26 protein-coding genes and 1 tRNA gene are annotated in these 23,089 nt (G+C 58.4%); 12 read left to right on the plus strand and 15 right to left on the minus strand.

Annotated features, from left to right (window positions below):
* Positions 1-166: 166 nt before the first annotated feature.
* A complete protein-coding gene (cysM, locus tag AC0969_RS01065; RefSeq protein ID WP_479622272.1) occupies positions 167-1,069 on the minus strand; it encodes a cysteine synthase CysM in 903 nt (300 codons plus the stop codon).
* A gap of 40 nt (positions 1,070-1,109) precedes the next feature.
* Here cysM and AC0969_RS01070 point away from each other — a divergent pair.
* Positions 1,110-1,194: transfer RNA gene (locus tag AC0969_RS01070), tRNA-Leu, on the plus strand.
* 449 nt (positions 1,195-1,643) lie between these two features.
* Here the strand turns inward: AC0969_RS01070 and AC0969_RS01075 are convergent.
* The 7 genes from AC0969_RS01075 to AC0969_RS01105 all read right to left on the minus strand — a co-directional run bounded on the left by AC0969_RS01075 (position 1,644) and on the right by AC0969_RS01105 (position 6,759).
* Positions 1,644-2,267, minus strand: coding sequence for a hypothetical protein (locus tag AC0969_RS01075; RefSeq protein ID WP_479622273.1), 624 nt, complete (start codon positions 2,265-2,267; stop codon positions 1,644-1,646).
* 144 nt (positions 2,268-2,411) lie between these two features.
* On the minus strand, positions 2,412-2,621 hold the full coding sequence (locus AC0969_RS01080; RefSeq protein WP_479622274.1) for a hypothetical protein: 210 nt from the start codon (positions 2,619-2,621) through the stop codon (positions 2,412-2,414).
* Positions 2,622-2,675: 54 nt separating this feature from the next.
* Complete coding sequence (locus tag AC0969_RS01085; RefSeq protein WP_479622275.1) at positions 2,676-2,981, minus strand: hypothetical protein; 306 nt, start codon at positions 2,979-2,981, stop codon at positions 2,676-2,678.
* Positions 2,965-3,384: a DUF5681 domain-containing protein gene (locus AC0969_RS01090; RefSeq protein ID WP_479622276.1), complete on the minus strand. Its 420-nt coding sequence runs from the start codon at positions 3,382-3,384 to the stop codon at positions 2,965-2,967. The genes AC0969_RS01085 and AC0969_RS01090 overlap by 17 nt, the downstream gene beginning before the upstream one ends.
* Positions 3,385-3,522: 138 nt before the next feature.
* Positions 3,523-4,821 (minus strand): AAA family ATPase, encoded by a 1,299-nt coding sequence (locus AC0969_RS01095; RefSeq protein WP_479622277.1) that lies wholly within the window; start codon positions 4,819-4,821, stop codon positions 3,523-3,525.
* On the minus strand, positions 4,818-5,012 hold the full coding sequence (locus AC0969_RS01100; RefSeq protein WP_479622278.1) for a DNA-binding protein: 195 nt from the start codon (positions 5,010-5,012) through the stop codon (positions 4,818-4,820). The genes AC0969_RS01095 and AC0969_RS01100 overlap by 4 nt, the downstream gene beginning before the upstream one ends.
* 400 nt (positions 5,013-5,412) lie before the next feature.
* Positions 5,413-6,759, minus strand: coding sequence for a tyrosine-type recombinase/integrase (locus tag AC0969_RS01105; RefSeq protein ID WP_479622279.1), 1,347 nt, complete (start codon positions 6,757-6,759; stop codon positions 5,413-5,415).
* A 330-nt stretch (positions 6,760-7,089) separates the two neighbouring features.
* Between AC0969_RS01105 and AC0969_RS01110 the strand changes: the two genes are divergently transcribed.
* The 3 genes from AC0969_RS01110 to AC0969_RS01120 are packed head-to-tail and all read left to right on the plus strand — an operon-like array spanning position 7,090 to position 10,044.
* The gene (locus tag AC0969_RS01110; protein WP_479622280.1) at positions 7,090-7,662 is read left to right on the plus strand and encodes a GbsR/MarR family transcriptional regulator; all 573 of its coding nucleotides are present in this window, start codon (positions 7,090-7,092) and stop codon (positions 7,660-7,662) included.
* On the plus strand, positions 7,659-9,020 hold the full coding sequence (locus AC0969_RS01115) for a cytochrome ubiquinol oxidase subunit I (protein ID WP_479622281.1): 1,362 nt from the start codon (positions 7,659-7,661) through the stop codon (positions 9,018-9,020). Before AC0969_RS01110 ends, AC0969_RS01115 begins: the two co-directional genes overlap by 4 nt.
* Positions 9,013-10,044, plus strand: coding sequence for a cytochrome d ubiquinol oxidase subunit II (locus tag AC0969_RS01120; RefSeq protein WP_479622282.1), 1,032 nt, complete (start codon positions 9,013-9,015; stop codon positions 10,042-10,044). The genes AC0969_RS01115 and AC0969_RS01120 overlap by 8 nt, the downstream gene beginning before the upstream one ends.
* Before the next feature lie 40 nt (positions 10,045-10,084).
* On the opposite strand, the gene AC0969_RS01125 is transcribed toward AC0969_RS01120, so the two are convergent.
* The gene (locus tag AC0969_RS01125; protein WP_479622283.1) at positions 10,085-11,008 is read right to left on the minus strand and encodes an SDR family oxidoreductase; all 924 of its coding nucleotides are present in this window, start codon (positions 11,006-11,008) and stop codon (positions 10,085-10,087) included.
* Between the two features lie 44 nt (positions 11,009-11,052).
* Between AC0969_RS01125 and AC0969_RS01130 the strand changes: the two genes are divergently transcribed.
* Positions 11,053-12,105: a CDP-6-deoxy-delta-3,4-glucoseen reductase gene (locus AC0969_RS01130; protein ID WP_479622284.1), complete on the plus strand. Its 1,053-nt coding sequence runs from the start codon at positions 11,053-11,055 to the stop codon at positions 12,103-12,105.
* Positions 12,106-12,243: 138 nt separating this feature from the next.
* On the opposite strand, the gene AC0969_RS01135 is transcribed toward AC0969_RS01130, so the two are convergent.
* From AC0969_RS01135 to AC0969_RS01150, 4 genes are all read right to left on the minus strand, one after another.
* A complete protein-coding gene (locus tag AC0969_RS01135; protein ID WP_479622285.1) occupies positions 12,244-12,552 on the minus strand; it encodes a hypothetical protein in 309 nt (102 codons plus the stop codon).
* Between the two features lie 29 nt (positions 12,553-12,581).
* Positions 12,582-12,923, minus strand: coding sequence for a hypothetical protein (locus AC0969_RS01140; RefSeq protein WP_479622286.1), 342 nt, complete (start codon positions 12,921-12,923; stop codon positions 12,582-12,584).
* Positions 12,924-13,137: 214 nt separating this feature from the next.
* Positions 13,138-13,638 (minus strand): hypothetical protein, encoded by a 501-nt coding sequence (locus AC0969_RS01145; protein ID WP_479622287.1) that lies wholly within the window; start codon positions 13,636-13,638, stop codon positions 13,138-13,140.
* 10 nt (positions 13,639-13,648) lie between these two features.
* Positions 13,649-14,767 carry a JmjC domain-containing protein gene (locus AC0969_RS01150; protein ID WP_479622288.1) on the minus strand — a complete coding sequence of 373 codons (1,119 nt, stop codon included), beginning with the start codon at positions 14,765-14,767 and terminating at the stop codon, positions 13,649-13,651.
* A gap of 54 nt (positions 14,768-14,821) precedes the next feature.
* On the opposite strand from AC0969_RS01150, the gene AC0969_RS01155 reads away from it, so the two are divergent.
* Positions 14,822-15,346, plus strand: a complete 525-nt coding sequence (locus AC0969_RS01155) for an FKBP-type peptidyl-prolyl cis-trans isomerase (protein ID WP_479622289.1) — start codon at positions 14,822-14,824, stop codon at positions 15,344-15,346.
* A 140-nt stretch (positions 15,347-15,486) separates the two neighbouring features.
* Here AC0969_RS01155 and AC0969_RS01160 read toward each other — a convergent pair whose 3' ends face one another.
* Both AC0969_RS01160 and AC0969_RS01165 read right to left on the minus strand, forming a co-directional pair.
* Positions 15,487-16,515, minus strand: a complete 1,029-nt coding sequence (locus AC0969_RS01160; RefSeq protein ID WP_479622290.1) for a porin — start codon at positions 16,513-16,515, stop codon at positions 15,487-15,489.
* Positions 16,516-16,645: 130 nt separating this feature from the next.
* A complete protein-coding gene (locus AC0969_RS01165) occupies positions 16,646-16,978 on the minus strand; it encodes a cupin domain-containing protein (protein ID WP_479622291.1) in 333 nt (110 codons plus the stop codon).
* Positions 16,979-17,194: 216 nt separating this feature from the next.
* On the opposite strand from AC0969_RS01165, the gene kduI reads away from it, so the two are divergent.
* Genes kduI through AC0969_RS01195 form a run of 6 tightly spaced genes read left to right on the plus strand, consistent with a single transcriptional unit; the run spans position 17,195 to position 23,089 of the window.
* Complete coding sequence (gene kduI / locus AC0969_RS01170; RefSeq protein ID WP_479622292.1) at positions 17,195-18,031, plus strand: 5-dehydro-4-deoxy-D-glucuronate isomerase; 837 nt, start codon at positions 17,195-17,197, stop codon at positions 18,029-18,031.
* A 16-nt stretch (positions 18,032-18,047) separates the two neighbouring features.
* The gene (gene kduD, locus AC0969_RS01175) at positions 18,048-18,809 is read left to right on the plus strand and encodes a 2-dehydro-3-deoxy-D-gluconate 5-dehydrogenase KduD (RefSeq protein WP_479622293.1); all 762 of its coding nucleotides are present in this window, start codon (positions 18,048-18,050) and stop codon (positions 18,807-18,809) included.
* Between the two features lie 35 nt (positions 18,810-18,844).
* Positions 18,845-19,729, plus strand: a complete 885-nt coding sequence (locus tag AC0969_RS01180; protein ID WP_479622294.1) for a carbohydrate ABC transporter permease — start codon at positions 18,845-18,847, stop codon at positions 19,727-19,729.
* Positions 19,729-20,616: a carbohydrate ABC transporter permease gene (locus AC0969_RS01185; RefSeq protein WP_479622295.1), complete on the plus strand. Its 888-nt coding sequence runs from the start codon at positions 19,729-19,731 to the stop codon at positions 20,614-20,616. The genes AC0969_RS01180 and AC0969_RS01185 overlap by 1 nt, the downstream gene beginning before the upstream one ends.
* Positions 20,617-20,629: 13 nt before the next feature.
* Positions 20,630-21,754 (plus strand): ABC transporter ATP-binding protein, encoded by a 1,125-nt coding sequence (locus AC0969_RS01190; RefSeq protein ID WP_479622296.1) that lies wholly within the window; start codon positions 20,630-20,632, stop codon positions 21,752-21,754.
* Positions 21,755-21,790: 36 nt separating this feature from the next.
* Positions 21,791-23,089 carry an ABC transporter substrate-binding protein gene (locus tag AC0969_RS01195; RefSeq protein WP_479622297.1) on the plus strand — a complete coding sequence of 433 codons (1,299 nt, stop codon included), beginning with the start codon at positions 21,791-21,793 and terminating at the stop codon, positions 23,087-23,089.

The following is a 23,089-nucleotide window of genomic DNA, read 5'->3' on the forward strand; positions in this document are numbered from 1 at the left end:
GACAGCGATAACTCTACAACTTTAGTAGCTACTCAGCCCCCGACGCCGGCTGAACGCGCACATTCCAGAAACACCGCAGAACTGGCTTTACCAGGCTGCTGGTGTTGCCCCCTGCAAGGGGGTTGGCGGAAAGCGCTTGCGCTGTAGCCTGGGGGTGTTCCACATACTATGCCGGGAACACGCCGGTGGACAGGTAGCGATCGCCCCGGTCGCAGACGATGAACACCACGGTGGCATTCGTTTCGCGCTCGGCGATTTGCTGGGCCACCCAGCAGGCCCCGGCGGCAGAGATGCCCGCGAAGATGCCCTCCTCCCGCGCCAGGCGGCGGCACATTTCCTCGGCATCGTCCTGGCTCACGTAGGCCAGTTCGTCCACGTGCGCGGGGTCGTAAATCTTGGGCAAATACGCCTGCGGCCATTTGCGGATGCCGGGAATGCGCGAACCCTCACTGGGCTGGGCCCCGATGATCCGGATGGCGGGGTTCTTTTCTTTCAGGTACTTGGACACGCCGGTGATGGTGCCGGTGGTGCCCATGGCGCTGACAAAATGGGTAATCTGGCCGTGGGTGTCGGCCCAGATTTCCGGGCCGGTGGTCTCATAGTGGATGCGCGGATTGTCGGCATTGGCAAACTGGTCCAGCACCCGGCCCTTACCCTCGCGCTGCATCTGGTCGGCCAGGTCACGGGCGTATTCCATGCCGCCACTCTTGGGCGTAAGAATCAGCTCGGCGCCAAAGGCCTTCATGGTCTGGGCCCGCTCGATGGACAGGTCCTCCGGCATGATCAGCACCATGCGGTAACCCTTAACGGCGGCAGCCATCGCCAGCGCGATACCGGTGTTGCCTGAGGTGGCCTCGATCAGGGTGTCGCCGACGCTGATATCGCCGCGCTCCTGCGCCCGCTGGATCATCGACAAGGCAGGCCGATCCTTCACCGAACCGGCCGGGTTATTACCCTCCAGCTTGCCCAGCACCACGTTGCCACGCTCTGCATTGCCAGCTGCACCAATGCGTTGCAGCGCCACCAGCGGGGTTTTTCCGATCACATCTTCGATAGTTTGGTATTTCATACCCCACACTGTGCCATAATCTTGCTCTTGCTTCTGCATTGCCCGGGTGGTGAAATTGGTAGACGCAGGGGACTCAAAATCCCCCGCCGCAAGGCGTGCCGGTTCGATTCCGGCCTCGGGCACCATATGTTTTAAGCCTCTGCCGCTATGAAAATAGTAGCAGAGGCTTTTTACTTTGGTTCATGTAGCCACCATGTAGCCAGCGGTACATCGTTTTGCACCATGTAGCGCCATCACATCAATCTGATTTTGTGACGATCACGAAAACGGCATCAGGCGCTTGATTGACCTTAACCGTGGTGGTTGCACCCATCACTCGGTCGCGTGGCTCAGGGTGTCATTTAGGCGGCTCGTTGACGTACGCCATGCAGCCAAGGAAAACCGGCGCGGTGTAGTGCAGGTCGATAGTCAAAAACAATCAAAAATGCTTGGCATAGAACGTGCAACCCGCATATATCGTGCCTGATACATTAAAACTATAAGACGTCGCGCTACACTTTTTATAGCGCAGCCATTTGGGCGTAAAAAAGCCCGGCACAGTGGCCGGGTTGGTTGATCTGGTCGCTTAGGCCACTTACATGGCGGTACTTACGCGGGCATGGTGGCTAGATAGCGCGCTGTAAAAGTGCAGCACCTCCCGGCTTACCCTTACCGGCTCGGTGCTCAGTGGCGTGAATTGGTCGCTGTGCAGGCTGCATCCGATTTGCTTTGCCATCACCATGGCTTCAAAGAATGCCACGTCTAATTTTTGGGCTCGCACTTCATCGTAAGCAGCAAGATATGCAAGCCCGGCCTTTTCAAGTTTTCGAAGTCCTGCACGTACGGCTGTATCAGCCTGTTTAAAGTTGGCAATGCGGCGGGTGCGCTCTGTGTCCTGCTCGGCCTTAACTGCACCAACCAAGCCCCGGCACGCGGCATCGTGGGCGATCTGGGCGCGGTTCCCTGCTTTGTGAGCGGCGGCGATCTGGGCCTCCATGTCTTTAATGTCAGCTTCACACTTGCCACTTTCCACGGCCAGGCGGTGCGCGTCCAGCAGGTCAGTGTACAGACGGTCGGCGTTTTCAACATTCAAGCTAGCGCGGGAAACTGCCATCTCAAAATCGGCCACTGTTTTAGGCTGTTTGAATTCGTCTTGGTTGCGGCCAACGATCTCGGCGGCTTCGATCAGGTAGCTATGGTTTTGTGTAGTTGCATTCATAGAATTAAATTCGGGTTAGGAGTTGGTGAAACAATGCGCTCGGCATGGCCTTTTTAAGGGGCACTGGGCGCGTCTTGAATGGCTGGGTGGGTGTTGCCCTTGCATGCAGGGAAACGCGCTTGGACGCTCCAATTTGATCAAGCATCAGCGGCCATTGCCTGCGGATTTGCGGGCCTCAAGGCTGGCCTTAAAGGCAGCTTTTGCCGCGTTTTCACGCCCATATTTCAGATTCTCAAAATCGACCTGTGCCTGTGCCATCGTCTGCATGCTGTAGCCCTGCGCGATCTCTCGCGGTGTCCATGCACTACGGTCTGGGGTGGTGGGTGCATCTTGTCGCCATTGGTTAGATTTCATAAATTACTCGGATAAGGTTAAGAAAAGCCATCCTGTTATGTTGATTTATTTGCGTCAGATTTCGGCTTCGATCTTTGCCAACGTGTCTGCAATGCTTTCAGCCGTGACGATCTGGTATACGCAGTGCAGGGCTTCGCGTTGCACGGGTAGGGCAAGCCATGCATCAAGGGACTCGCGGTCGCTGTAGGCCACCTGCACATTACCGGCGCGATAACGATCTTCAACACGGTAAACACCAGCGGCCACTAGCTCGCCATGACTGTGCAACTTTGCGTGATATGGCACGCAAGTTATCCAGCTCTGTGGCTTCGTTGGGCGGGACTTTTCCAAGGTGGCAAGGCGATTAGATAGCGTTGCCATTGGCGGCCTCCAGTGCTTCGATACGGCTTTGCAGTTCGTCCAGCTCCACCAGGCGGGCCATGGATGCCAGCGCCTGCACTAGCTGGGTGCCGTGACTTACGGCAATGTCACCAGCCCCGATAGCGGCCAGCACAGCGCGGCCTTGCTCGCTCAGGGTGTTACCAGTCAAGGCCACCGGCTCGGGCAGGTCGGTCGGTCGCAAAGCGGGCAAACAGCGATCTAAAACCAGCTTTGCGGCGGCAACATCGCCATCTTTAGCGGCAGCAATCAGCGTTGCCAGAATGGCCGGTAATTTTTGCGCCAGTTCAGCGCGAAGTCGGGCGCCGGTTGTTTTGCCGTGTGGTCGTCCTTTGGGGTTACCTGACGTTCCTTTTACGAAACGGCTTTTAGTTTGTTTTTCCATATTTCAAAGTCCTGTTTTTTTTTGCAGAATGCAGGGGCGCGACATTGGTTTTTTAGGCTGTCGCACGACGCGACAACCGACACGACACCACACTCCCTTTATGGGAGTGGGGGGTGTCCTATGTCGTACGTGTAGTTTTCATGGGGTGTCGTGTGCTAATTGGATAAGGTCGTTTTCGACTTCAATCGAAAAATCATCTTGCAATGTCTCAAGGGCGCGACGGTAGGCGGTGCGCTGGGTGTCTGGCTTTTTGGTTGCCATCATTGGTAACGTGAAAAACAATCCGCGAAGTGCATCGTCGGCAATAGGGCCGTGCACTTCCACCAGCCCCAACAATAGGCCGGATGCAGTGGCCTTAACTGGCGCTGGCGCGACGATATGCGGCGCGGCTGTACTCAGTACAAGGTTGCACACTAACGTCGTGTAAGACGTGCCATCGGGCTTGGTAACGCCTTTGATTGTGTGCAGGTCTAGCGTTAGGTGAATGTCGGCAAACTTTGGCCCACTTCGTACCTTTTTGCAGTGCAGGATTCGCACGTTGCCACGCTCAATCAATCGCATACGGCAATCGACATCGGTCTCACTATTCACAGAACCCAAATAGTCGCCACTACTGCGGGCCTCATGGCTCAGGGTCAGAAAAGGCGTTCCATATTCCGCCCGTAGGGTTGCCATGCACTTATTTAGTAGCGAACTAGGAATCTCGCCAGTGCTTTCGATCATGGCTGTCTTTGTGTCCAGAATCACCAGCGGCGGACGGCCACCATAGAACCCGTGCCATGTAAAAATCTCGCCGGTATCGGGGTTCACCTGTGGGCGGCTCCAGTCAATCCACGGCACAGAATCCAAACCAGCGACAAATGCTTTGCCGTAGCTGGCGACTTGCGCATGGTGCATAAGTTGCAACATTTCAGACTCAAGGGCCTCGCGGTCTTCGGAGTCTGTGCATTTACATGATTCTTTTGCAAGTCGGTAATATTCGAGTTCTTGCTCCTTTGGTAGATTCTTAAGGCAGTCCCTAAAGCCAATCTGGCGTTTTGAATGTCTTGTAAAACCTTCAATTGCACCGGCTAAAAAATCTTGACCGTCTTTTGTGTCTAAACGTGGTGCAGCGTCCACTATGGAGATAATGCCGCCACTCCCTCCTTTATGTTCAGCAGCGGCGATCAGGCGCAGATTCGTATCGGCATAATTTTCAGCGCAGATATATAGAACCGGCCTTGCTGTGGTTTCATTCCCTAAAAATGACTGCCCACTTGCAAGTGATATTGCAAGTTCAATTGCAGTAAACGATTTACCAGTTTGGGACTGTCCGAACGCATCAATAATGCCAACGGGGATCATATTTTCAACCAGCCAATCGGGCGGACAAGTAACCATCTTTTTCAGCGGTGAAAAGCTGCCAAGGCATGAAAACGCATCATCCCACGCGATCATGCTGCAGCCTCCAGCAAGCCTTTAATCTCGCTCACATTCCAACCAAGGCGACCATTGATACGAACCGGGCGAAGCGGGCCATTCTCAAGGCAGGCCCAGCCGCGAAGCGTTTGCGGGCGGCGGTTTAGGTGAAACGCAGCCTCGGCAGTTGTCACTACTGCGCGGGTTTCATTTTCAAGATTTGGATACATCAATTAGCGCCTTAAAAAGTTTTTTAGGAAAACCCTGCAAAGGCGCTTTGCTTGCGCTACAATTCAAGTAAGGCCTCAACAACCTGCTTTATTGCAACCATACCCTGTTCATATTAAATGTTTCGGGGTATTATTCTTTTCAGAACGAAAACCATTTTCGTTGATTTGATTATCATAGAAATTGCATCTTGTGTATTGGGGTAAACCCTATGTTTTTGAAAATAACTAGCCATTTACTCAAAAAAACAACACAATTGATTTAAAACTTGGTTTTACTTATTTGGTTTGTTTTGTTTTGTTTTGTTGATATTCAGACAATAAAAAACCGGCTCAGTGGCCGGTCATGGTTATTTAATGGTGAATATCAGCCGTTTACTACGCGTAGTATTCCCGGCGCTTGTTAGGCAGCTTTCAACATCACCACGTTGTCACCTGTTGCCAGGTTGCCCTCAAGCTGATTTAGCAGCGTTTCGAGTGCATGGCGCTTTTCGTCAAGGTAATGGTGTCCGTCGTAGTGTTTGGCTTGAACGCCAGCTATTCCGTGACTTTGCAAACGGCCTCGGTAGTCCTGACTGATACGGGCGGCGGCCAGCATTGTTTCAACACCTGACCGAAGGCGCTTTGCCTTAAAGTCTGCAATGCCAGCCCCGGCAGCTTTCGCCCAACGGCTCAAGGTGTAGGCGCTTATGTGAGACTTGCCACCGTCAACCGATAAGGCATAGGCTCCTGTCGGGTTGCAACCATGCAGTGCAGCAGCAGCAAGGGGAATCAATGGCACCGTGTGCGGTCTGGCGGCCTTCCCGGGTCTGCCCTTGCTGTCCAGGATGGTTATCGAATCGGCTCCAACGTCGGCCACCAGCAAAGCCACCAACTGCTCCATTCTTTGCCCGCCAGTCAGCAAGTGCAGGCGCAACACTGACCCAATGAAGCCCGTCATTGGTTTGATGGTTTGCCAATAGGTGCGCATTTCGTCGGCATTAAACGGGTTCTTGTCGGGCTTGTTGGCGCTCTCGTCCGGCTCGGTGTCACTGGCCGGGTTTGACTTGACGTTGAACGCCTTGAACGCCAGCGGGATTGATGCTTTTGATTTTGCAGCTTTCGCCACCTGATAAGCGGCTCTGACATAAGAACGCAGCTTGTTTGACGTGCGGCCCTTGCCCTGCTCGATAACCATGCGCATCATGTCTGCAATTTGCTCGGCTGTAACCATGTTGGCAGGCAGCGCGGCAATTGCGGGCCACGGCTCAAGAACATGAACCTTGAAAATTGACCGGGCGGCCCCGTGGGATTTTCTGTCCAGTGACTTCAAATAATCGCAGTACGCGCCCAGCAGGTGTTCAAGTGTGTAGGTCTCGCGTTCGGTCTGGATTACCTTTTCAGCGGCTTTATCGGCCTGTTGCTGACGCTCCAGCTCGCGGGGGTCTGTGCCGGTGTCAAGCATCACAGCAAGGCGGCGGGCTTCACGTCGGGCGCTCTTTGCATCCTTGTCATCGTCTGGTGCATCAATCGACCAAACCTTCACGCTCCCAATGGTTCGTCGGATGGTCTGGCGGTTCAGCTTTGCCTCATAAACAAACGACTTTGCACCAGCAGCAGTTACTCGAACACGTAAGCCAGGCACTTTGGCATCTCTCAAGAACACCTGTTGTTTTCCAGGTGGGCAGGTTAGGCGCTCGATTAACCCGGCGGTCAGGTCTTGCGCTTCGTTTAAGTCTACCAACGCGTCTTTTTTAGGTCTTGCCATCATTCGCCCCCTTATTCCATGTAGCCACCATGTAGCCACTTTGCCGCTATTTTAGCGAATATCAATCAACGCCTATACTGTGGTTTTAATCAGTGTCTTGTGGCACAAAGCATTGATTTATAAGGGTTTTATCAACTTTTATCAACGTGGATGAATATATATGCAAGGGGACTCAAAATCCCCCGCCGCAAGGCGTGCCGGTTCGATTCCGGCCTCGGCACCACATCCTAAAAACCCTTTGACTCCACCGAGTCAAAGGGTTTTTTTATGCCCCTACATTGCTGTAGTTTCTGAATTTTCATAAAATACTGAAAATTCAGAAAGAACTGCACTATGAACCTGCCACCCCTCACCCAGCGCTTCGTTTTGCATTTTGGCGAAATGGGCAGCCGCTGGGGTATCAACCGCACCGTGGGGCAAATCTATGCCTTGTTGTTTGTGTCGGCCAAGCCGCTGAACGCTGACGAGATTGCCGAAGGGCTGGCATTTTCGCGCTCCAACGTCAGCATGGGGCTCAAAGAGCTGTCGTCCTGGAACCTTGTGCGCTTGCACCACTTACCCAATGACCGGCGCGAATACTTTGAGACCCCAGGCGACGTGTGGGCCATCTTTCGCACCTTGGCAGCCGAGCGGCGCAAGCGCGAGATCGACCCCACGCTAACCATGCTGCGCGACGCGCTGATGGAGCGGCCCGCGCTGGCCGAAGACATCCACGCCCAGTCGCGCATGAAGGAAATGCACGACCTGATCGAGCTGGGCACGTCCTGGCTGGACGATGTGCAAAAGATGGATTCCGCCTCGCTGGCCAGCCTGCTGAAGATGGGTTCCCAAGTGAAGAAGCTGCTGGAAGTCAAAGAGCGGGTCAAAAAAGTATTCAAAACCAGTAAACCAGAGGACATTGCATGATGGAAACACTCGACCCGGTCGTCCTGGCACGTATCCAGTTTGCGGCCAACATGACCTTTCACATTCTGTTCCCCACCATCAGCATTTCGATGGGCTGGGTGCTGTTTTATTTCAAGCTGCGGCACACGGCTACCCGCGCACCGCACTGGATGGCGGCCTACCAGTTTTGGGTGAAGATTTTTGCACTGACTTTTGCGCTGGGCGTGGTCAGCGGCATCACCATGAGCTTCCAGTTTGGTACCAACTGGCCGGGCTTCATGCTCAAGGTGGGCAATATCGCCGGGCCGCTACTGGCCTACGAGGTGCTAACGGCCTTCTTTTTAGAGGCCACCATGCTGGGCATCATGCTGTTTGGGCGCGACCGGGTCAGCGACCGTATGCACACCACGGCCACTTTCTTGGTGGCGGCGGGCACTACTTTGTCGGCGTTCTGGATTTTGGCCTTGAACTCGTGGATGCACACCCCGGCAGGTTTTGTGATGATCGACGGCAAGGCCCATGTAACCAGCTGGCTGGAGGTGATTTTCAACCCGTCCTTCCCCTACCGCTTCAGCCACATGCTGCTGGCCTCGGGACTGACATCGGCCTTTTTGCTGAGCGGCATCAGCGCCTACCGCTGGTTGAAAAACGACCGGGGGTTGGAGGTGATGGCCGGGTTGCGCACCGGTTTGACCATCGCCGCCTTTTTGATTCCGGTGCAAATCGTGGTGGGTGACATGCACGGCGTGAACACGCTGGAACACCAGCCGGCCAAGATTGCCGCCATGGAGGGCATCTGGAAGACCGAGCGTGGCACGGCTGCCGTGTTGTTTGGCATACCGGATGCGGCCACGCAGAGCAACAAGTTCGAGATCGCCATCCCCAAGCTGGCGTCGTTCTACCTTACCCACGACTGGAATGGCGAGGTCAAAGGTATAGACGCATTCGGCGACAAGCATCCGCCCGTAGCCCCGGTGTTCTTTGCGTTTCGGATCATGGTGGGTGTGGGCCTGCTGATGCTGGCAGCAAGCTGGACGGGCGTGTGGCAACTGCGCCGCCAAGGGCAACCCCGGCCCTGGCTGGCCAAGGGCCTGGTGGCCATGACATTTATCGGCTGGGTCGGGCTGATTGCGGGCTGGTACGTCACCGAAATAGGCCGCCAGCCCTGGCTGGTGCAGGGCGTAATGACGGCGGCCGAAGCCGCCTCCACCGTGCCCTCTGCCGCGATTGCCAGCACCCTGGTGGTCTACCTGCTGCTGTACCTGGTGCTGATCACCGCCTACATCTCGGTGGTGTTCCACATGGCCAAAAAGGCTACGCTGCACACCCAACCCGGCTACCCGCACATTGACCGCCGTATGGAGACCCAACATGCCTGACCTGATCAACAACCTGGGCCAACCTGAGGTTTGGCTGCCTATCGTGTTTGTACTGGTGATGGCCCTGGCCATGCTGGCCTACGTGATTCTGGACGGCTACGACCTGGGCGTGGGCATTCTGCTGCGCAAGCCCAACAACGCCCAACAAGACGCGATGGTTGCCAGCATCGGCCCGTTCTGGGATGCCAACGAGACCTGGCTGGTGCTGGGCGTGGGCGTGCTGCTGGTGGCTTTTCCGGTGGCACACGGCATGATTTTGGGCGCGCTGTACCTGCCAGTGGCCCTGATGCTGGTGGCGCTGATGCTGCGCGGCGTGGCGTTTGACTTCCGTGTTAAGGCGCGGGACGAGCACAAATGGCTCTGGAACATGGCCTTCCATGTGGGTTCGGTGCTGGCGGGCTGGTCGCAAGGCTACATGCTGGGGTCGATGATTACGGGCTTTGCCAACGACACCGCCAGCGTGCTGTTCAGCAGCCTGATCGGCCTGTGCCTGCTGGCGGCCTACGCGCTGCTGGGTGCGGGCTGGCTGATCATCAAGACCGACGGCGCGTTGCAACTGATGGCCGTGGGCTGGGCGCGGCGCAGCCTGTGGATGACGGCGCTGGGTGTGCTGGCCATTTCGGTGGCCACGCCCTGGGTGAGCCACAGTATTTTCCTGAAATGGTTCAGCTTTCCCAACGTGATCTTGCTGCTGCCTATTCCCCTGGCCACCCTGGTGCTGTTCTACACCATCTGGCGCAGCCTGGGCCGCCTGCCGGTGCGGTTGGCACAGGGCAACGAGTACGGCATCGGCGTGCCTTTTGGGGCCACGGTGGGTATCTTCTTGCTGGCGTTTTATGGCCTGGGCTACAGCATCTTCCCCTGGCTGATCATCGACCAGATCACCATCTGGCAGGCCGCCAGTTCGCCCGAGGCGCTGATGGTGATCTTCTACGGCGTAGCCGTGGTGCTGCCGGTGATCATTGCCTACACGGTGTTTGCGTACCGGATTTTCTGGGGCAAGTCCACCGCGCTGAAATATTAATGAAATTGACCTCTAGCGCATATATAACATGCGCTAGCAGCTATTTTATTGATAGCAATCCAGTTGTAACCGTCGGATACCGCAAGCGCAGCCCCAACGCGTTTTTCATCCGCGTGTTGTCCATGCGCCGTGACTCGGACATAAAGCTCAACAGCATCAGCGACAGTTGGCCCTGCGCCGCATTGCGCGGCACGCGGGGCGGGCGCGGCAGGCCGTAGAGGTCGGCGGCGAAGTCGAAGTAGTCGCCCATGCGCATGGCGCTGTCGTCGTTGATGTTGTAGATGCGCTGCGGCTGGCCGCGCCACAGGGCGGCCACGCAGGCCCGGGCCAGGTCGTCAGCGTGGATGTGGTTGGTGTACACGTCATCGGCGCGTTCCAGCACCGGCGTGCCTTTGCGCAGGCGGGCTTCGGGTGTGCCGCCCGCACGGTCAGGGGCGTAAATACCGGGGATACGCAAGATGCTGGTGCGCACCCGGCTGGCGCGGCGGCCCAGCAGGCGTACCGCAGCTTCGGCAGCCACCCGGCGCTGGGCACGGGGCGTGGTGGCGGCCAGCGCCCGGGTTTCATCCACCACCGCGCCCTGGCAGTCGCCGTACACGCCGCTGGTGGAGCCGTAGACCAGGGCCCGGGGCGGGCTGCGCAATTGCAGGGCCCGCAGCAGGTGGAGGGTACGCGGGTCGTCACGGCCTTCGCCCGGCGGCGGGGCCAGGTGCAGCACACGGTGGGCCAGGCCGGACAGGCGGAGCAGGCTGCGCGCATCGTCCAGGTTGCCGCACAGGGGGGTGATGCCTTGGCGGCGCAGTGCCGGGCGACGTTCGGGGGTGGAAGTCAGTGCCAGCACGCGCACCGCGCGCGGCAACTGACGGACCACGCGCTGGCCGACATCACCGCAGCCGATGATGAGTAGACGCTCACGGCGAAAGCGCGCAGGCAATGCACCAAGAGGGGATTGGTTTGAAGGCAAAATCGAGATCGCTAGAGACAGAATCCACTGAGCATACCGAATCCATGACCCATCCCGTCCCCACCCCGCAAGCGTTCACCGTTACCGTGCAACCCAGCGGCCGCAGCTTTGCCGCCACGGCCGACGAATCCATCCTGGCCGCAGGCATCCGCCAGGGCATTGGCCTGCCCTATGGGTGTAAGGATGGTGCTTGCGGTTCCTGCAAATGCAAAAAGCTGGAGGGCATGGTGTTCCACGGCCCGCACCAGAGCAAGGCGCTGAGCGCGGAAGAAGAAGCCGCCGGCCTGGTACTGACCTGCTGCGCCATGCCGCTGACCGACGTGGTGCTGGAGTCGCGCCAGGTCACCGACGAGAGCGCGTTCCCGGTCAAGAAAATGCCCTCGCGCGTAACCACGCTGGAGAAGGTCTCGGACGATGTGATGGTCATCAAGCTGCAATTACCCGCCAACGACACCTTGCGCTACCACCCCGGCCAGTACATCGAATTCATTCTGCGTGACGGGGCCCGGCGCTCTTACAGCATGGCCAACGCGCCGCACACCGGCCCGGCGGTAGAGCTGCATATCCGCCACATGCCCGGTGGCAAGTTCACCGACCATGTGTTCGGCACCATGAAGGAAAAAGAAATCCAGCGTATCGAAGGCCCCTATGGCAGCTTCTACCTGCGCGAAGACTCCGACAAACCCATCGTGCTGCTGGCCTCCGGCACCGGCTTTGCGCCCATCAAGGCCATCCTCGAACACATGCAGCACAAAGCCATCACCCGCCCCACCACGCTGTACTGGGGTGGCCGCCGGCCGGGCGATTTGTACCTGAACGACTGGGTGCAAGCCCAGTTGGCGGTGATGCCGAACCTGCGCTTTGTGCCGGTAATTTCCAACGCGCTGCCCGAGGACGGCTGGACCGGCCGCACCGGTTTCGTCCACCAGGCGGTGCTGCAAGACCTGCCGGATTTATCTGCCTATGAGGTCTATGCCTGCGGCGCCCCCATCGTGGTCGATTCGGCCCAAGCCGACTTCACCGCCCAGGCAGGCTTGCCCGCAGACGCATTTTTTGCCGATGCCTTCACCAGCGAGGCCGACAAAGCCCCCCACTGACAAAACCGGCAGCGCTCAGCCCGGCATGCAAAAAAGCCCACGGCATCACTGCGGTAGGCTTTTTTAATGGTCTTTTAGGCTTCTAGCGCAATAGAATCAAGCGCAATTAGCTACAAAAATAATAGCAATCATTCAAAGCTATTTCACCTGCACATCGGTCACGTCGGCCAGCTCCCGGCTGGCACTGGAACGCGCCCCGGCGGGTTTGGCCGCAGCTTGCCAGCGGTTGGCCGCTTTGGAGGCCCGGTTCCAGCCCGCGCTGGGATGCACCCGCATGACCCAAGGGGCCAGCGGCTGGCCGGTTAGCTTGGCCCACAGCGCACGCGCACCCCACAGCACGGCCAATGCACCCACCAGCAGCAACAGGCTGGCCGCAAATACCAAGCCCATCGCCAATACCAGCACCCGGACCAGCAACCGCACCATATTCGTTACAAAATCTGCCAAAAAAATCTCCCTCGCCTGATACATAGACGTTACTTGTAGATGGTGCAAGGGCAGATAGGTTCAAGGGCCGCACTTAAAAAACACTCTCCACGGATCGAGCAGGCAAAAAAAAGCCACCTTGCGGTGGCTTTTTGGAGCAAACAAGAATTACTTCTTGGTGGCTTCGGTAGCAGCAGTTGCAGCGGCAGCAGCAGCGTCTTTGGCAGCGTCCACAGCGGTGCCAACAGCAGCAGCAGCGCTGGTAGCAGCAGCAGCAGCGTCGGTTGCAGCAGAAGCAGCAACTTCAGCAGCAACTGGAGCAGCAGCAGGCGCTTCAACAGCAGCAGGAGCAGCCACTGGCTCTTCTTTTTTGCCGCAAGCAGCCAAAACAACAGCAGCCATCAGAGCCGCGAGTACAAGCGATTTGTTCATTAGAAAATTCCTTAAAGAGATAGGGAGTAAAAACAATTTCCGGAAATCGTCAGCATAACTAGAAGGTATATCTGACCGAGAGAAAGCACTCGAGTTCTTTCAACTCAGCCTTCGATTATAAGCTTCTTATTCTGCAATGCCTAAAAACCCTTAGCCGTAAATACGACAGGAAAACTACAAACCCAGCGTTGTTGATGGAAACGCCGGACTGCTTTTACGCAGCCATTCCGCCTGTGTCTGTTGCAGCAGCAGCCTGCGTTGCGGCTCCTCTATGCAGATGCCGCTGCTGTGCTCCAGATCCAGTCGGCGCAGGGCCCACACCGGGCCCACCAAGGCACTGGGCAGGTCTTGCGGGTCTGCGCTACGGCAGGCCCGGCAGTCGATCAGGTGCGACCAGGTGGTGCGCCAGGCCACAAACCTGGCATGGCGGCGCACCACTTGGTCGTAGGATGCGGCCAGCATGGTGAACTGGCGGCCCGGCCGGGCCCAGGCTTGTAAAGATGTGCAAATCTCGCGTTCACCCAGCGGCCAGTCCTCGAAGCTCGGGTCGCTCACGACTATCTCGCGCCAGCCCTCATGCGCTGCGCAGGCCAGGGCATCGCGCACCACCTGCTGGAACGCCACCCGCCCCAGAAAGCGGCCAACGGGGCGTGAAGGTGGCAGCAAGTCGTCCATGCAAGACCTTTCAGTGGGAATGCACCCAGCCATTGGCGCACCACGACAGCACCAGCGACTGGGCATCGGCGCTGGCGCGGGCCAGGTCCTTGGACCCCAGTGTGCGCGCATCGGCCAGACGGCGCATCAGCGTGGCATCGCGCCCGGCGGCACGAAAGCTTTCGCCGTTGATGAAGATGTGCTGCGCGTCATAGAACATGCGGCTGCGCGGGTCTAGCGTGACGGCCCCCAGCGGCTCGGACGGCTCACCGGCCTCAAACCACACCTGCGCCTTGGGTTCGGTGAGCACCTCGCCCAGCGCGCATTGCAGCGCCACCGGATCGTTCAGCAGCTCTTGCAGCGCGGACTGCGCAAAATCCTGCAAAGCCGCCGGAATCTCCCCTGGCGTATCGGTGGCGGGCTGGTCGGGGTCGCTGTACAAGGCCTCGCCTACCGCGTCTTCGGCCTCTTCGGCCATGCGCTGCATGAGTTCACGGACCAGCTCGGCGCGCTGCGGGGCGCGGAAACCCACCGAGTAGGTCATGCACTCGCCCACCGCCACGCCGTCATGGGCGTAGCGCGGTGGCAGGTAGAGCATGTCGCCGGGTTCCAGCACAAACTCTTGCTCGGCCACAAAGTTGGCCAGGATCTTCAGCGGTGCGCCGTCTACCAGGGTCAGGTCTTTTTGCCGCCCGATGCGCCAGCGGCGCTGGCCGTGGGCTTGCAGCAGGAACACGTCGTAGCTGTCAAAGTGCGGGCCCACACCGCCGCCGTCGGTGGCAAAGCTGACCATCAGGTCGTCCAGCCGCGCATCGGGCACAAACCGGAACTGTTGCAGCAACTCGTGCACCGTGGCGGCGTGGGTGTCCACGCCTTGCACCAGCAAGGTCCAGCCCGGGGTTTTCAGGGGCGGCAGGGCGCGGCGCGGCAGGGGGCCGTTTTTCATCTTCCAGCCGGTGTCGGACTGGGTGATTAAGCGGGATTCGACTTCGTCCTGCTCGGCCAGCGCAAACAGTGCGCTGCGGTCCAGCAGGGCCTGGAAGCCGGGAATCGCCTGGCGGATCAGCAAGGGCTTTTTTTGCCAGTAGTCGCGCATGAATTGCTGCGGGCTGATACCGCCCAGCAGCGGCAAAATTTGGGTGGTGTCCACGGAGTTCTTTCAAAGTGCCATTAGGACAGGTGCCTAAACTGCGACAATTCTCCTATGAAAATTACCCAACAATGCGTGGTCGCTCTGACCTGGACGCTCAAGGACACCCTGGGCGTGGAGCTGGACGTGCTCGACGAGCCGGTCGAACTTTTGGTGGGCGGCGGCGATCTGCTCAAGAAACTGGACGAAGAATTGCAGGGCCATGTGGTCGGCGATGTACTGGAAATGCAGCTGGAGCCAGAGGAGGCTTTTGGCGATTTCAACGACCAGTTGATCTTTCTGGAGGCGCGCAGCCTGTTTCCCGATGTGCTGGAAGAGGGCATGGGCTTTGACGGCGGCGCCCTGCCCGAAGGCATCAGCCCCGAAGTGCCGCGCCAGGGCCTGTACATCGTGTCCGAAATTTACCCCGAGCATGTGGTGCTGGACGGCAACCACCCGCTGGCCGGTATGGCGCTGCGCCTGAAGCTGCGCGTGGCCGGTGTGCGCGAAGCCACAGAAGAGGAGATTGGCCGGGGCACCACGGGCACGAGCTTTTTTAACGTCGCGTCCAACGCGACCGATGGCGATTACTTGCACTAAAGCCACGAACAATTAAGCATGGAATCAGTGCCCAGCGAATATTAAATAAGCGCATGTTGCTATAAAATATATAGCAACATGCGCTTTTTTCATTGTGCCAACCAAGCGCTAGCAGCCCCGCTCAGGGGACTGCCAGGTGGTTAGAACATGTGGCGCAATGCGGCCTCGTAGCCGGTGCCGCTGAAGTCGGTCTTGCTGGTTCCGTTGGCGTTGTAGCGCTTCTGGTTTTCGCGAACCAAAGACAAATTGACCGAGGTGCGCTTGCTCAAGGGGTAGGCATAGCCAATCGCGTAGCGGTTGGAATCGGCATCACTGCTGGCATCGCTGGCAGATTTGCGGGAGGTGTCGTCAATTTTGCGGAACGAAGTGCGGAACTCGCCAGGGCCCATCGGGATGCGGGCCCCCAGGGTGAGCACCGACTCTTTGCCCGTGTTGGCGAGGTTGGCACCGGTGGTGCGGGCGTAGGTGCCCATGATGCGAGCGACACCAAAGTCGTAGTACGCGGCGACGGTTTTGGTCTCCATCGTGTCGATCGCTGTGGTGACCAATTTGTCTTGTTCTTTTTGGTACGACACGGCCACCGATAGCGGACCGTTGGCGTACACCACATGCCCGCCCTGGCCGTTGGAGACCAGCTTCTCACCGGCTTGCCAGATAACGCCTGCGTTGAACCCGGCAAAGGTGGGGCTGGTGTAGTAGATAGAGTTGTTCCATTGGTTGGCTGACATGGCACCCCGTGTCCCCATAGACGCGTAGCTGTCGCCAAAGAAGGCTTCGTAGCGTCCGGCCACGCCAGTCCCGTATTGGGGTGAATGCAGGCGGCCGACTTTCACTTCCCCCCAGCTGGGGCCCGTGAGGCCGACCCAGGCCTTGTCTTTAAAAAGTACCGCGCTATCGCTTTGCACACCGGTGTCGGCGTTGAAGCGCATTTCCAGCATGAAAAAGGCGGTGGAACCATTGCCCATCTCTTCCCGGCCCGAGATATTCAAGCGGCCGTTCGAGCTTTCATTGACGGCGGTCATGCTGTCGGTGCTCTTGGTCAGATCGCTGGGAACGTGCTGCAAGCCCAGATCGACCCGCCCGGAAATGGTGGTGCTGGACTGGGCGATAGCGGTCGTCGCAACAATGGCAAGGGCAATGGGTAACAGGGCTAATTTCACATATTTCATGTCAAGTCTCCGGTAGTTTTGACGCAATGGTGGCTACGCAGCGAAGGGCGCATCGGTAAGAAGTCGTTCGCGCGGCAGGTGCAACGACTGAAAAAGAGCGGGCCGGGTGCTGGGCACTCCGGGGTTGGCCTCAGAGGTAGTCGTCGCGCGGCGGGGAGAACTGGTCGAGCAACATGCTGCCGGCCTCCAGTGCCACCACGCCATGCACGGTGTTGCGCGGCGCAACAAAGGCATCACCGACCTGCAAGGTGCGCGGCACGCCGCCCACATGGGCCTCAAACGAGCCCGCAATCACCAAGGCGATCTGGTCGTGCGCCGCATGGAAATGGGGCACGCCCACGGCCTGCGCATCGAATTGCACCAGCACCGACATTTGCGTCGGGGTGTGTCCCACGATCTTGCGCCGGATGCCCTCCCCCAGTTCCGTCCAGGGGGTTGTGGCGTTGTGAAAGTACGCGTTCATAGTCTCCTCCGATGGGGCCACACTGGGGATTACCCGGTGGCTATTCTGTTTTTAAAACAGTGATTTGTGTGTACTATATCCCCACAAACAAATTTTGAAACATCGGTTCATTCAATAAGAATCGTGATTTCGGGTAAATCCCTAGGGTCTTCGTGGCCCCTGCGCCACACCCGAAACCCGGTCTTAACGGAGATGCCGAATCCGCCAGGAGCCCCCATGGAAATCCGCCAACCTATCCACAGCGACCACGCCAAAACTTTGGACACCGCCGGTCTGCGAGCACAGTTTTTGATCGACGGCATTTTTTGCGCCGACGCGGTGACGCTGACCTACAGCCACATCGACCGGATCATCGTCGGCGGCATCATGCCGGTGACCCAGGCGGTGGGTTTTGCCCCCGAACTGGGGCGGCACACCGGCACCGATTACTTTTTGCAGCGCCGCGAGATCGGACTGATCAACATCGGTGGCCCAGCCAGCGTGCGGGTAGACGGCCAGACGTTTGAGGTGGCTGCCAAAGAGGCGCTGTACATCGGCCAGGGTGCCAAAGAGGTGGAGTTCCGCAGCCTGGATGCGGCGCAGCCGGCCAAGCTGTACTTCAACTCGGCCCCCGCCCACACCCACTACCCGCACAAGAAGATCACCCTGGCCGAGGCTTCTCCCGAAACCCTGGGCGATGCCGCTACCAGCAACCGCCGCACCATCCACAAATACATCGTGCCCGATGTGCTACCCACCTGCCAGCTGCTGATGGGCATGACCCAGCTAGAGCCCGGCAGCCTGTGGAACACCATGCCCTGCCACACCCACGAGCGCCGCATGGAGGTGTACTTCTACTTCAACATGGACCCGAACGCAGTGGTCTTCCACATGATGGCCCAGCCACAGGAAACCCGGCATCTGGTGGTGCGTAACGAGCAGGCCGTCATCAGCCCCAGCTGGTCGCTGCACGCTGGGGTGGGTACCCAGGCCTACACCTTCATCTGGGGCATGGTGGGCGAGAACCAGGTCTTCAAAGACATGGACCACGTGCCCATGACCACCTTGCGTTAACCGGAGCAGCCACACCATGGTTCTGAACCAATTTCAACTCCAGGGCAAGGTAGCCATCGTCACCGGCTGCAACACCGGGCTGGGCCAGGGCATGGCCCGGGCGCTGGCGCAGGCGGGGGCGGATATCGTGGGCATCAATGTCAGCGCCCCCACCGAAACGGCCGACCAGGTGCAGTCGCTGGGCCGCCAGTTTTTGGATCTGCGCGCCAATCTTGGGGATGTCGGCTGCATCGCCGGGCTGCTGGAGCAGGCGCTCGGGCTGGCCGGGCGTGTAGACATTCTGGTCAACAACGCCGGCATCATCCGCCGGGAAGACGCGCTCAAGTTCAGCGAGAAGGACTGGGACGATGTGATGGACATCAACCTCAAGTCGGTGTTCTTCTTCTCGCAGGCGGTAGCCCGCCAGTTCATCGCCCAAAGCAGTGGCGGCAAGATCATCAATGTGGCATCCATGCTGTCGTTCCAGGGCGGGGTGCGGGTGCCGTCCTATACCGCCTCCAAAAGTGGCGTGGTGGGCATCACCCGCCTGATGGCCAATGAGTGGGCCGCGCAGGGCATCAATGTGAACGCCATTGCCCCCGGCTATATGGCCACCAACAACACAACGGCCCTGCGTGCCGATGCCGGGCGCAACTCGGCCATTCTGGAGCGGATTCCGGCCGGTCGCTGGGGCGTGCCGGACGATCTGGCCGGACCGGTGGTGTTTTTGGCCTCGGCGGCATCGGACTACATCAACGGCTACACCGTGGCCGTAGACGGCGGCTGGCTGGCGCGCTAAGCCCGCATTTATCCAGCCTCCAGGAGACACCATCTATGTATGAAAACAAAAAAATCGGCTTTCTGTTCGTGCTGCCCTTTGTGCTGGGCGTGCTGGGCTTCAAGCTGTTCCCGTTCGTGATGAGTTTTGCGCTCAGCTTCACCCAGTACGACATCATCAACCCGCCGCAATTCATTGGGCTGGAGAACTACCAGGAGCTGTTTGGCAAAGACCCGTTGTTTCGCAAATCGCTGGGGGTGACGCTGAGTTTTGTGGCTTTTTCGGTGCCGCTGCGGGTGTTTTTTGCCCTGTTTGTGGCGCACGTGCTGAACTTCAAGCTGCGCGGCATCAACTTCTTTCGCTCGGCCTACTACCTGCCGTCCATCTTGGGCGGCTCCATCGCGGCAGCGGTGATGTGGCGCTTCATCTTTTCGCAAAACGGGCTGGTGAATATGGCGCTGGGCAAGATCGGCATCGAGCCCATCGCCTGGCTGGCCGACGAGCACTACGCGCTGTGGACGGTGATTTTGCTGTTCACCTGGCAGTTTGGCTCGGCCATGGTGATCTTCTTGGCGGCGCTGCAAAACGTGCCCACCTCGCTGTACGAGGCGGCAGAGATTGACGGTGCCAGCAAGACGCAGCAGTTCTTCAAGATCACCGTGCCGCTGATCACCCCGGTGATCTTCTTCAACATGATCATGCAGATGGTCCACGCCTTCCAGGAGTTCAACGGGCCTTACATGATCACCGAAGGCGGGCCGCTGCACTCGACCTACGTGCTGTCGCTGTACATCTACGACCAGAGCTTTAAGTACTTCAACCTGGGCTACGGCAGCGCGTTGTCGTGGGTGCTGTTTGCCCTGGTGGCTAGCCTGAGCGCCCTGTCCTTCTACACCTCGAAATACTGGGTTTTCTACTCCAGCGAAAAGGACCATAAATAATGAAAACAACCGAAAGCATGGCCGCACAAACCTTGGCCCTGGGTACGGAACGCAAAGAACGCCTCAGCGCAGCACTGCGTTACCTGGCGCTGGGCAGCATGGGGCTGGTGATGCTGTACCCCATGCTCTGGCTGGTGGGGGCATCGTTCAAAACCAATGCCGAGGTGTTTACCGAAATTGGTTTCTGGCCCTCGCATTTTGACTTTGGCGCGTATGCCAAGGGCTGGAAAACCAGCTCGGAATACACCTTTGCCACCTACTTTCTGAACTCGTTTCTGATCATCATTCCCAAGGTGATCGTGACCGTGATCTCGTGCGTGCTGGTGGCCTACGCGTTTGCGCGCTTCGAGTTCTGGGGCAAAAAGATGCTGTTCAGCGTGATGGTCGGCACCATGATGCTGCCGCTGATCATTTTGCGTTTGCCCCAGTACCTGATGTTCAAAGAGTTTGACTGGATCGATAGCTACCTGCCGCTGATCGTGCCGTCGGCCTTTGCCACCGACACCTTCTTTGTCTTCATGCTGGTGCAGTTCTTACGCGGCATCCCGCGCGACATGGAAGAAGCCGCCCAGATCGATGGCTGCAATCCCTTGCAACTGCTCTGGTACATCCTGGTGCCCATCCTCAAACCGGCGATTATTTCGGTGGTGGTGTTCCAGTTCATCTGGACCATGAACGACTTCATGGGGCCACTGATTTACCTGTCAACCGTCGAGAAATACCCGGTGTCGCTGGCGCTGAAGATGAGCATCGGCGCCACCGAAGAGGTCGAGTGGGCGAGTGTGATCGCCATCTCGGTCGTGGCCCTGGTGCCATCGCTGGTGGTTTTCTTTTTGGCACAACGCCACTTCATTGAAGGTGCCGCCAGCAGCGGTATCAAGGGATAAATAGGAGCACAACGTGGCAGAGCTGAAACTCAAAAAAATCGAAAAAATCTATCCCAACGGATTCAAGGCAGTACACGGAATCGACCTGGATATCCGGGACGGCGAATTCATGGTGTTTGTCGGCCCCTCGGGCTGTGCCAAAAGCACGGTTCTGCGCATGATTGCGGGGCTGGAAGGCATTAGCGGCGGCGAACTGCTAATTGGTGGCAACGTGGTCAACCACCTGGCACCCAAGCAGCGCGGCATCGCCATGGTGTTCCAAAACTACGCGCTCTACCCGCACATGAAGGTCTACGACAACCTGGCTTTTGGCCTGAAGCTGTCGGGGATGAAAAAGGCCGAGATCGACACCCGGGTGCGTGAAGCCGCCAAGCTGCTGGAGATGGACCACCTGCTGGAGCGCTTCCCCAAACAGCTCTCTGGCGGCCAGGCCCAGCGCGTGGCAGTGGGGCGCGCCATCGTCAAGCGGCCCGAGGTGTTTTTGTTTGACGAACCGCTGTCCAATCTGGATGCCAAGCTGCGGGCCTCCATGCGCGTGCGCCTGACCGAGCTGCACCGCACACTGCGCGAAAACGGCCAGCCCTCTACCGTGGTGTACGTCACCCACGACCAGGTAGAGGCCATGACGATGGGCGAGCGGATTTGCGTACTCAAAGACGGCACCATCCAGCAGGTGGACACGCCCACCGCCTTGTACGAACGCCCAGCCAATGCCTTTGTGGCCAGTTTCATCGGTTCGCCCGAAATGAACCTGCAAGAAGCCCGCGTGGAGGCCGATGGCGGCCAGTTGCTGCTGGGCGGGGTCTGTCTGCCGGTGCCCGCCCACCGCATCGAACGCTTGAAGGCCTATGCCGGGCGCAGCGTCAAATTCGGCATTCGCCCCGAGCACATCACGGCGGGCGGCCACTCTGAGGCGGCGGTGGTCACGGTAGAGGGCACGCTGCGCTTCATGGAGCACATGGGCAGCGAAGTGTTTGTGCACTTCACCCTGGGCAACACCCCTTTGACCTGCCGTGTGCCATCCGACCAGTTACAAGACCTGGCCCACAAAGGGCGGGGTGCAAGCCACCACTTTGGTCTGCAAATGCAAGCCTGCCACGCGTTTGACATGGACACCGGGAACAACCTGTTCCTGTAAACGCCCCCTTCCCAAAAAAACTACTGGAGACATCACATGCAAAGACGTATTGGTTTATTCGCCGCAGCCGCCGCCTTGGTGCTGGGTTTTATACCTGCAAGCCAGGCCCAAGAAGCCACCACACTGCGCTTCTCATGGTGGGGCGGAGGTGCCCGCCACGAAGCCACTCTGAAGGCGATTGCCGCGTTTGAAGGCAAGAACCCCGGCGTGAAAATCAAGGCCGAATACATGGGTTTTGCAGGTTATCTGGAGCGTCTGTCTACCCAGATCGCGGGGGGTGCCGAGCCCGACATCATGCAGATCAACTGGGCCTGGTTGTCGTCTTTCTCCAAAACCGGCGACGGCTTTGCCGACCTGAACAAACAAAAGTCGGTGCTGACCTTGAACCAGTTCAGCGACACCGACCTGAAAATGGGCATGGTGGGCGGCAAGCTCAATGCCCTACCCGCCTCGTACACCGCACGCGTGATGCTGTGGAACCGCGCCGCCTACGAACGCGCCGGTTTAAAAATGCCCAGCACCTGGGACGAGCTGTTTGCGGCCGGCCCGGTGTTCAAGCAAAAGCTGGGCGACAAGGCCTACGCGATGGACGGCGAGCTGTACGACATGATTCTGCTATCGCAGGCCTACATCATGCAAAAGTACGGCACGCCTTACGTCAGCCCCAGCAGCCCCAAAGTGGCCATGAGCGAAGCCGCCGCACTGGAGTGGGTGCAAACCTACAAGAAACTGGCCGCCAACAACATCGCTGTGCCCCTGCCCACCCGCGCCGCGCTGGGCGGGGCTGAAAAGCCCACCGAGCAACAACAAGACTGGGTGGTGGGCAACTGGGCTGGCAACTACACCTGGGACTCGGTGATTGGCCAGCGCAACAGTACGCTCAACAAAGAGCAAAAACTCGATGTGGGTGAGTTTTTAACCCTGCCCAACGCCAAAAATTCCGGCATGTTTGGCCGCCCTTCGCTGATGTTTGCGGTCAGCAAAAAAAGCAAAAATCCCGAAATCGCTGCCAAGTTCTTGAACTACCTGCTCACCGACCCGGAAGCCGCCGCCATTCTGGGGCTGACGCGCGGCGTGCCATCGTCCGACAGCCAGTTCCGGGCGCTGGCACGCACCGACACGTTGCAAGGCACCGAGCTGAAAGCTTTTTTGCAGATCAAAAAGCAAAAGGACGCGGGCAAGATCGACCTGCCCTCGCCGCTGTTTGAAAACGCCCGCTTCAACAAGTTCATGCGCGACGTTTTTGAAACCGTGGCCTACGGAAAAACCACCGACCAAGAAGCCGCCAAACGCCTGGTGGAAGAAGGCAACGCGTTGCTGCAACGTATCAAGTAA

Source organism: Rhodoferax sp. LB1P47 (assembly GCF_056521445.1).

What these genes read in the sequence shown, in the direction of transcription:
- kduD (WP_479622293.1), top strand. Translation starts at nt 18,048, where the DNA reads ATGGTTCTGAACCAATTTCAACTCCAGGGCAAGGTAGCCATCGTCACC.
- AC0969_RS01165 (WP_479622291.1), bottom strand. Translation starts at nt 16,978, where the DNA reads ATGAACGCGTACTTTCACAACGCCACAACCCCCTGGACGGAACTGGGG.
- AC0969_RS01195 (WP_479622297.1), top strand. Translation starts at nt 21,791, where the DNA reads ATGCAAAGACGTATTGGTTTATTCGCCGCAGCCGCCGCCTTGGTGCTG.
- AC0969_RS01100 (WP_479622278.1), bottom strand. Translation starts at nt 5,012, where the DNA reads ATGTATCCAAATCTTGAAAATGAAACCCGCGCAGTAGTGACAACTGCC.
- AC0969_RS01120 (WP_479622282.1), top strand. Translation starts at nt 9,013, where the DNA reads ATGCCTGACCTGATCAACAACCTGGGCCAACCTGAGGTTTGGCTGCCT.
- AC0969_RS01105 (WP_479622279.1), bottom strand. Translation starts at nt 6,759, where the DNA reads ATGATGGCAAGACCTAAAAAAGACGCGTTGGTAGACTTAAACGAAGCG.
- AC0969_RS01145 (WP_479622287.1), bottom strand. Translation starts at nt 13,638, where the DNA reads ATGGACGACTTGCTGCCACCTTCACGCCCCGTTGGCCGCTTTCTGGGG.
- AC0969_RS01180 (WP_479622294.1), top strand. Translation starts at nt 18,845, where the DNA reads ATGTATGAAAACAAAAAAATCGGCTTTCTGTTCGTGCTGCCCTTTGTG.
- AC0969_RS01090 (WP_479622276.1), bottom strand. Translation starts at nt 3,384, where the DNA reads ATGGAAAAACAAACTAAAAGCCGTTTCGTAAAAGGAACGTCAGGTAAC.
- AC0969_RS01160 (WP_479622290.1), bottom strand. Translation starts at nt 16,515, where the DNA reads ATGAAATATGTGAAATTAGCCCTGTTACCCATTGCCCTTGCCATTGTT.
- cysM (WP_479622272.1), bottom strand. Translation starts at nt 1,069, where the DNA reads ATGAAATACCAAACTATCGAAGATGTGATCGGAAAAACCCCGCTGGTG.
- AC0969_RS01115 (WP_479622281.1), top strand. Translation starts at nt 7,659, where the DNA reads ATGATGGAAACACTCGACCCGGTCGTCCTGGCACGTATCCAGTTTGCG.
- AC0969_RS01075 (WP_479622273.1), bottom strand. Translation starts at nt 2,267, where the DNA reads ATGAATGCAACTACACAAAACCATAGCTACCTGATCGAAGCCGCCGAG.
- AC0969_RS01080 (WP_479622274.1), bottom strand. Translation starts at nt 2,621, where the DNA reads ATGAAATCTAACCAATGGCGACAAGATGCACCCACCACCCCAGACCGT.
- kduI (WP_479622292.1), top strand. Translation starts at nt 17,195, where the DNA reads ATGGAAATCCGCCAACCTATCCACAGCGACCACGCCAAAACTTTGGAC.
- AC0969_RS01085 (WP_479622275.1), bottom strand. Translation starts at nt 2,981, where the DNA reads ATGGCAACGCTATCTAATCGCCTTGCCACCTTGGAAAAGTCCCGCCCA.
- AC0969_RS01155 (WP_479622289.1), top strand. Translation starts at nt 14,822, where the DNA reads ATGAAAATTACCCAACAATGCGTGGTCGCTCTGACCTGGACGCTCAAG.
- AC0969_RS01110 (WP_479622280.1), top strand. Translation starts at nt 7,090, where the DNA reads ATGAACCTGCCACCCCTCACCCAGCGCTTCGTTTTGCATTTTGGCGAA.
- AC0969_RS01095 (WP_479622277.1), bottom strand. Translation starts at nt 4,821, where the DNA reads ATGATCGCGTGGGATGATGCGTTTTCATGCCTTGGCAGCTTTTCACCG.
- AC0969_RS01130 (WP_479622284.1), top strand. Translation starts at nt 11,053, where the DNA reads ATGACCCATCCCGTCCCCACCCCGCAAGCGTTCACCGTTACCGTGCAA.
- AC0969_RS01185 (WP_479622295.1), top strand. Translation starts at nt 19,729, where the DNA reads ATGAAAACAACCGAAAGCATGGCCGCACAAACCTTGGCCCTGGGTACG.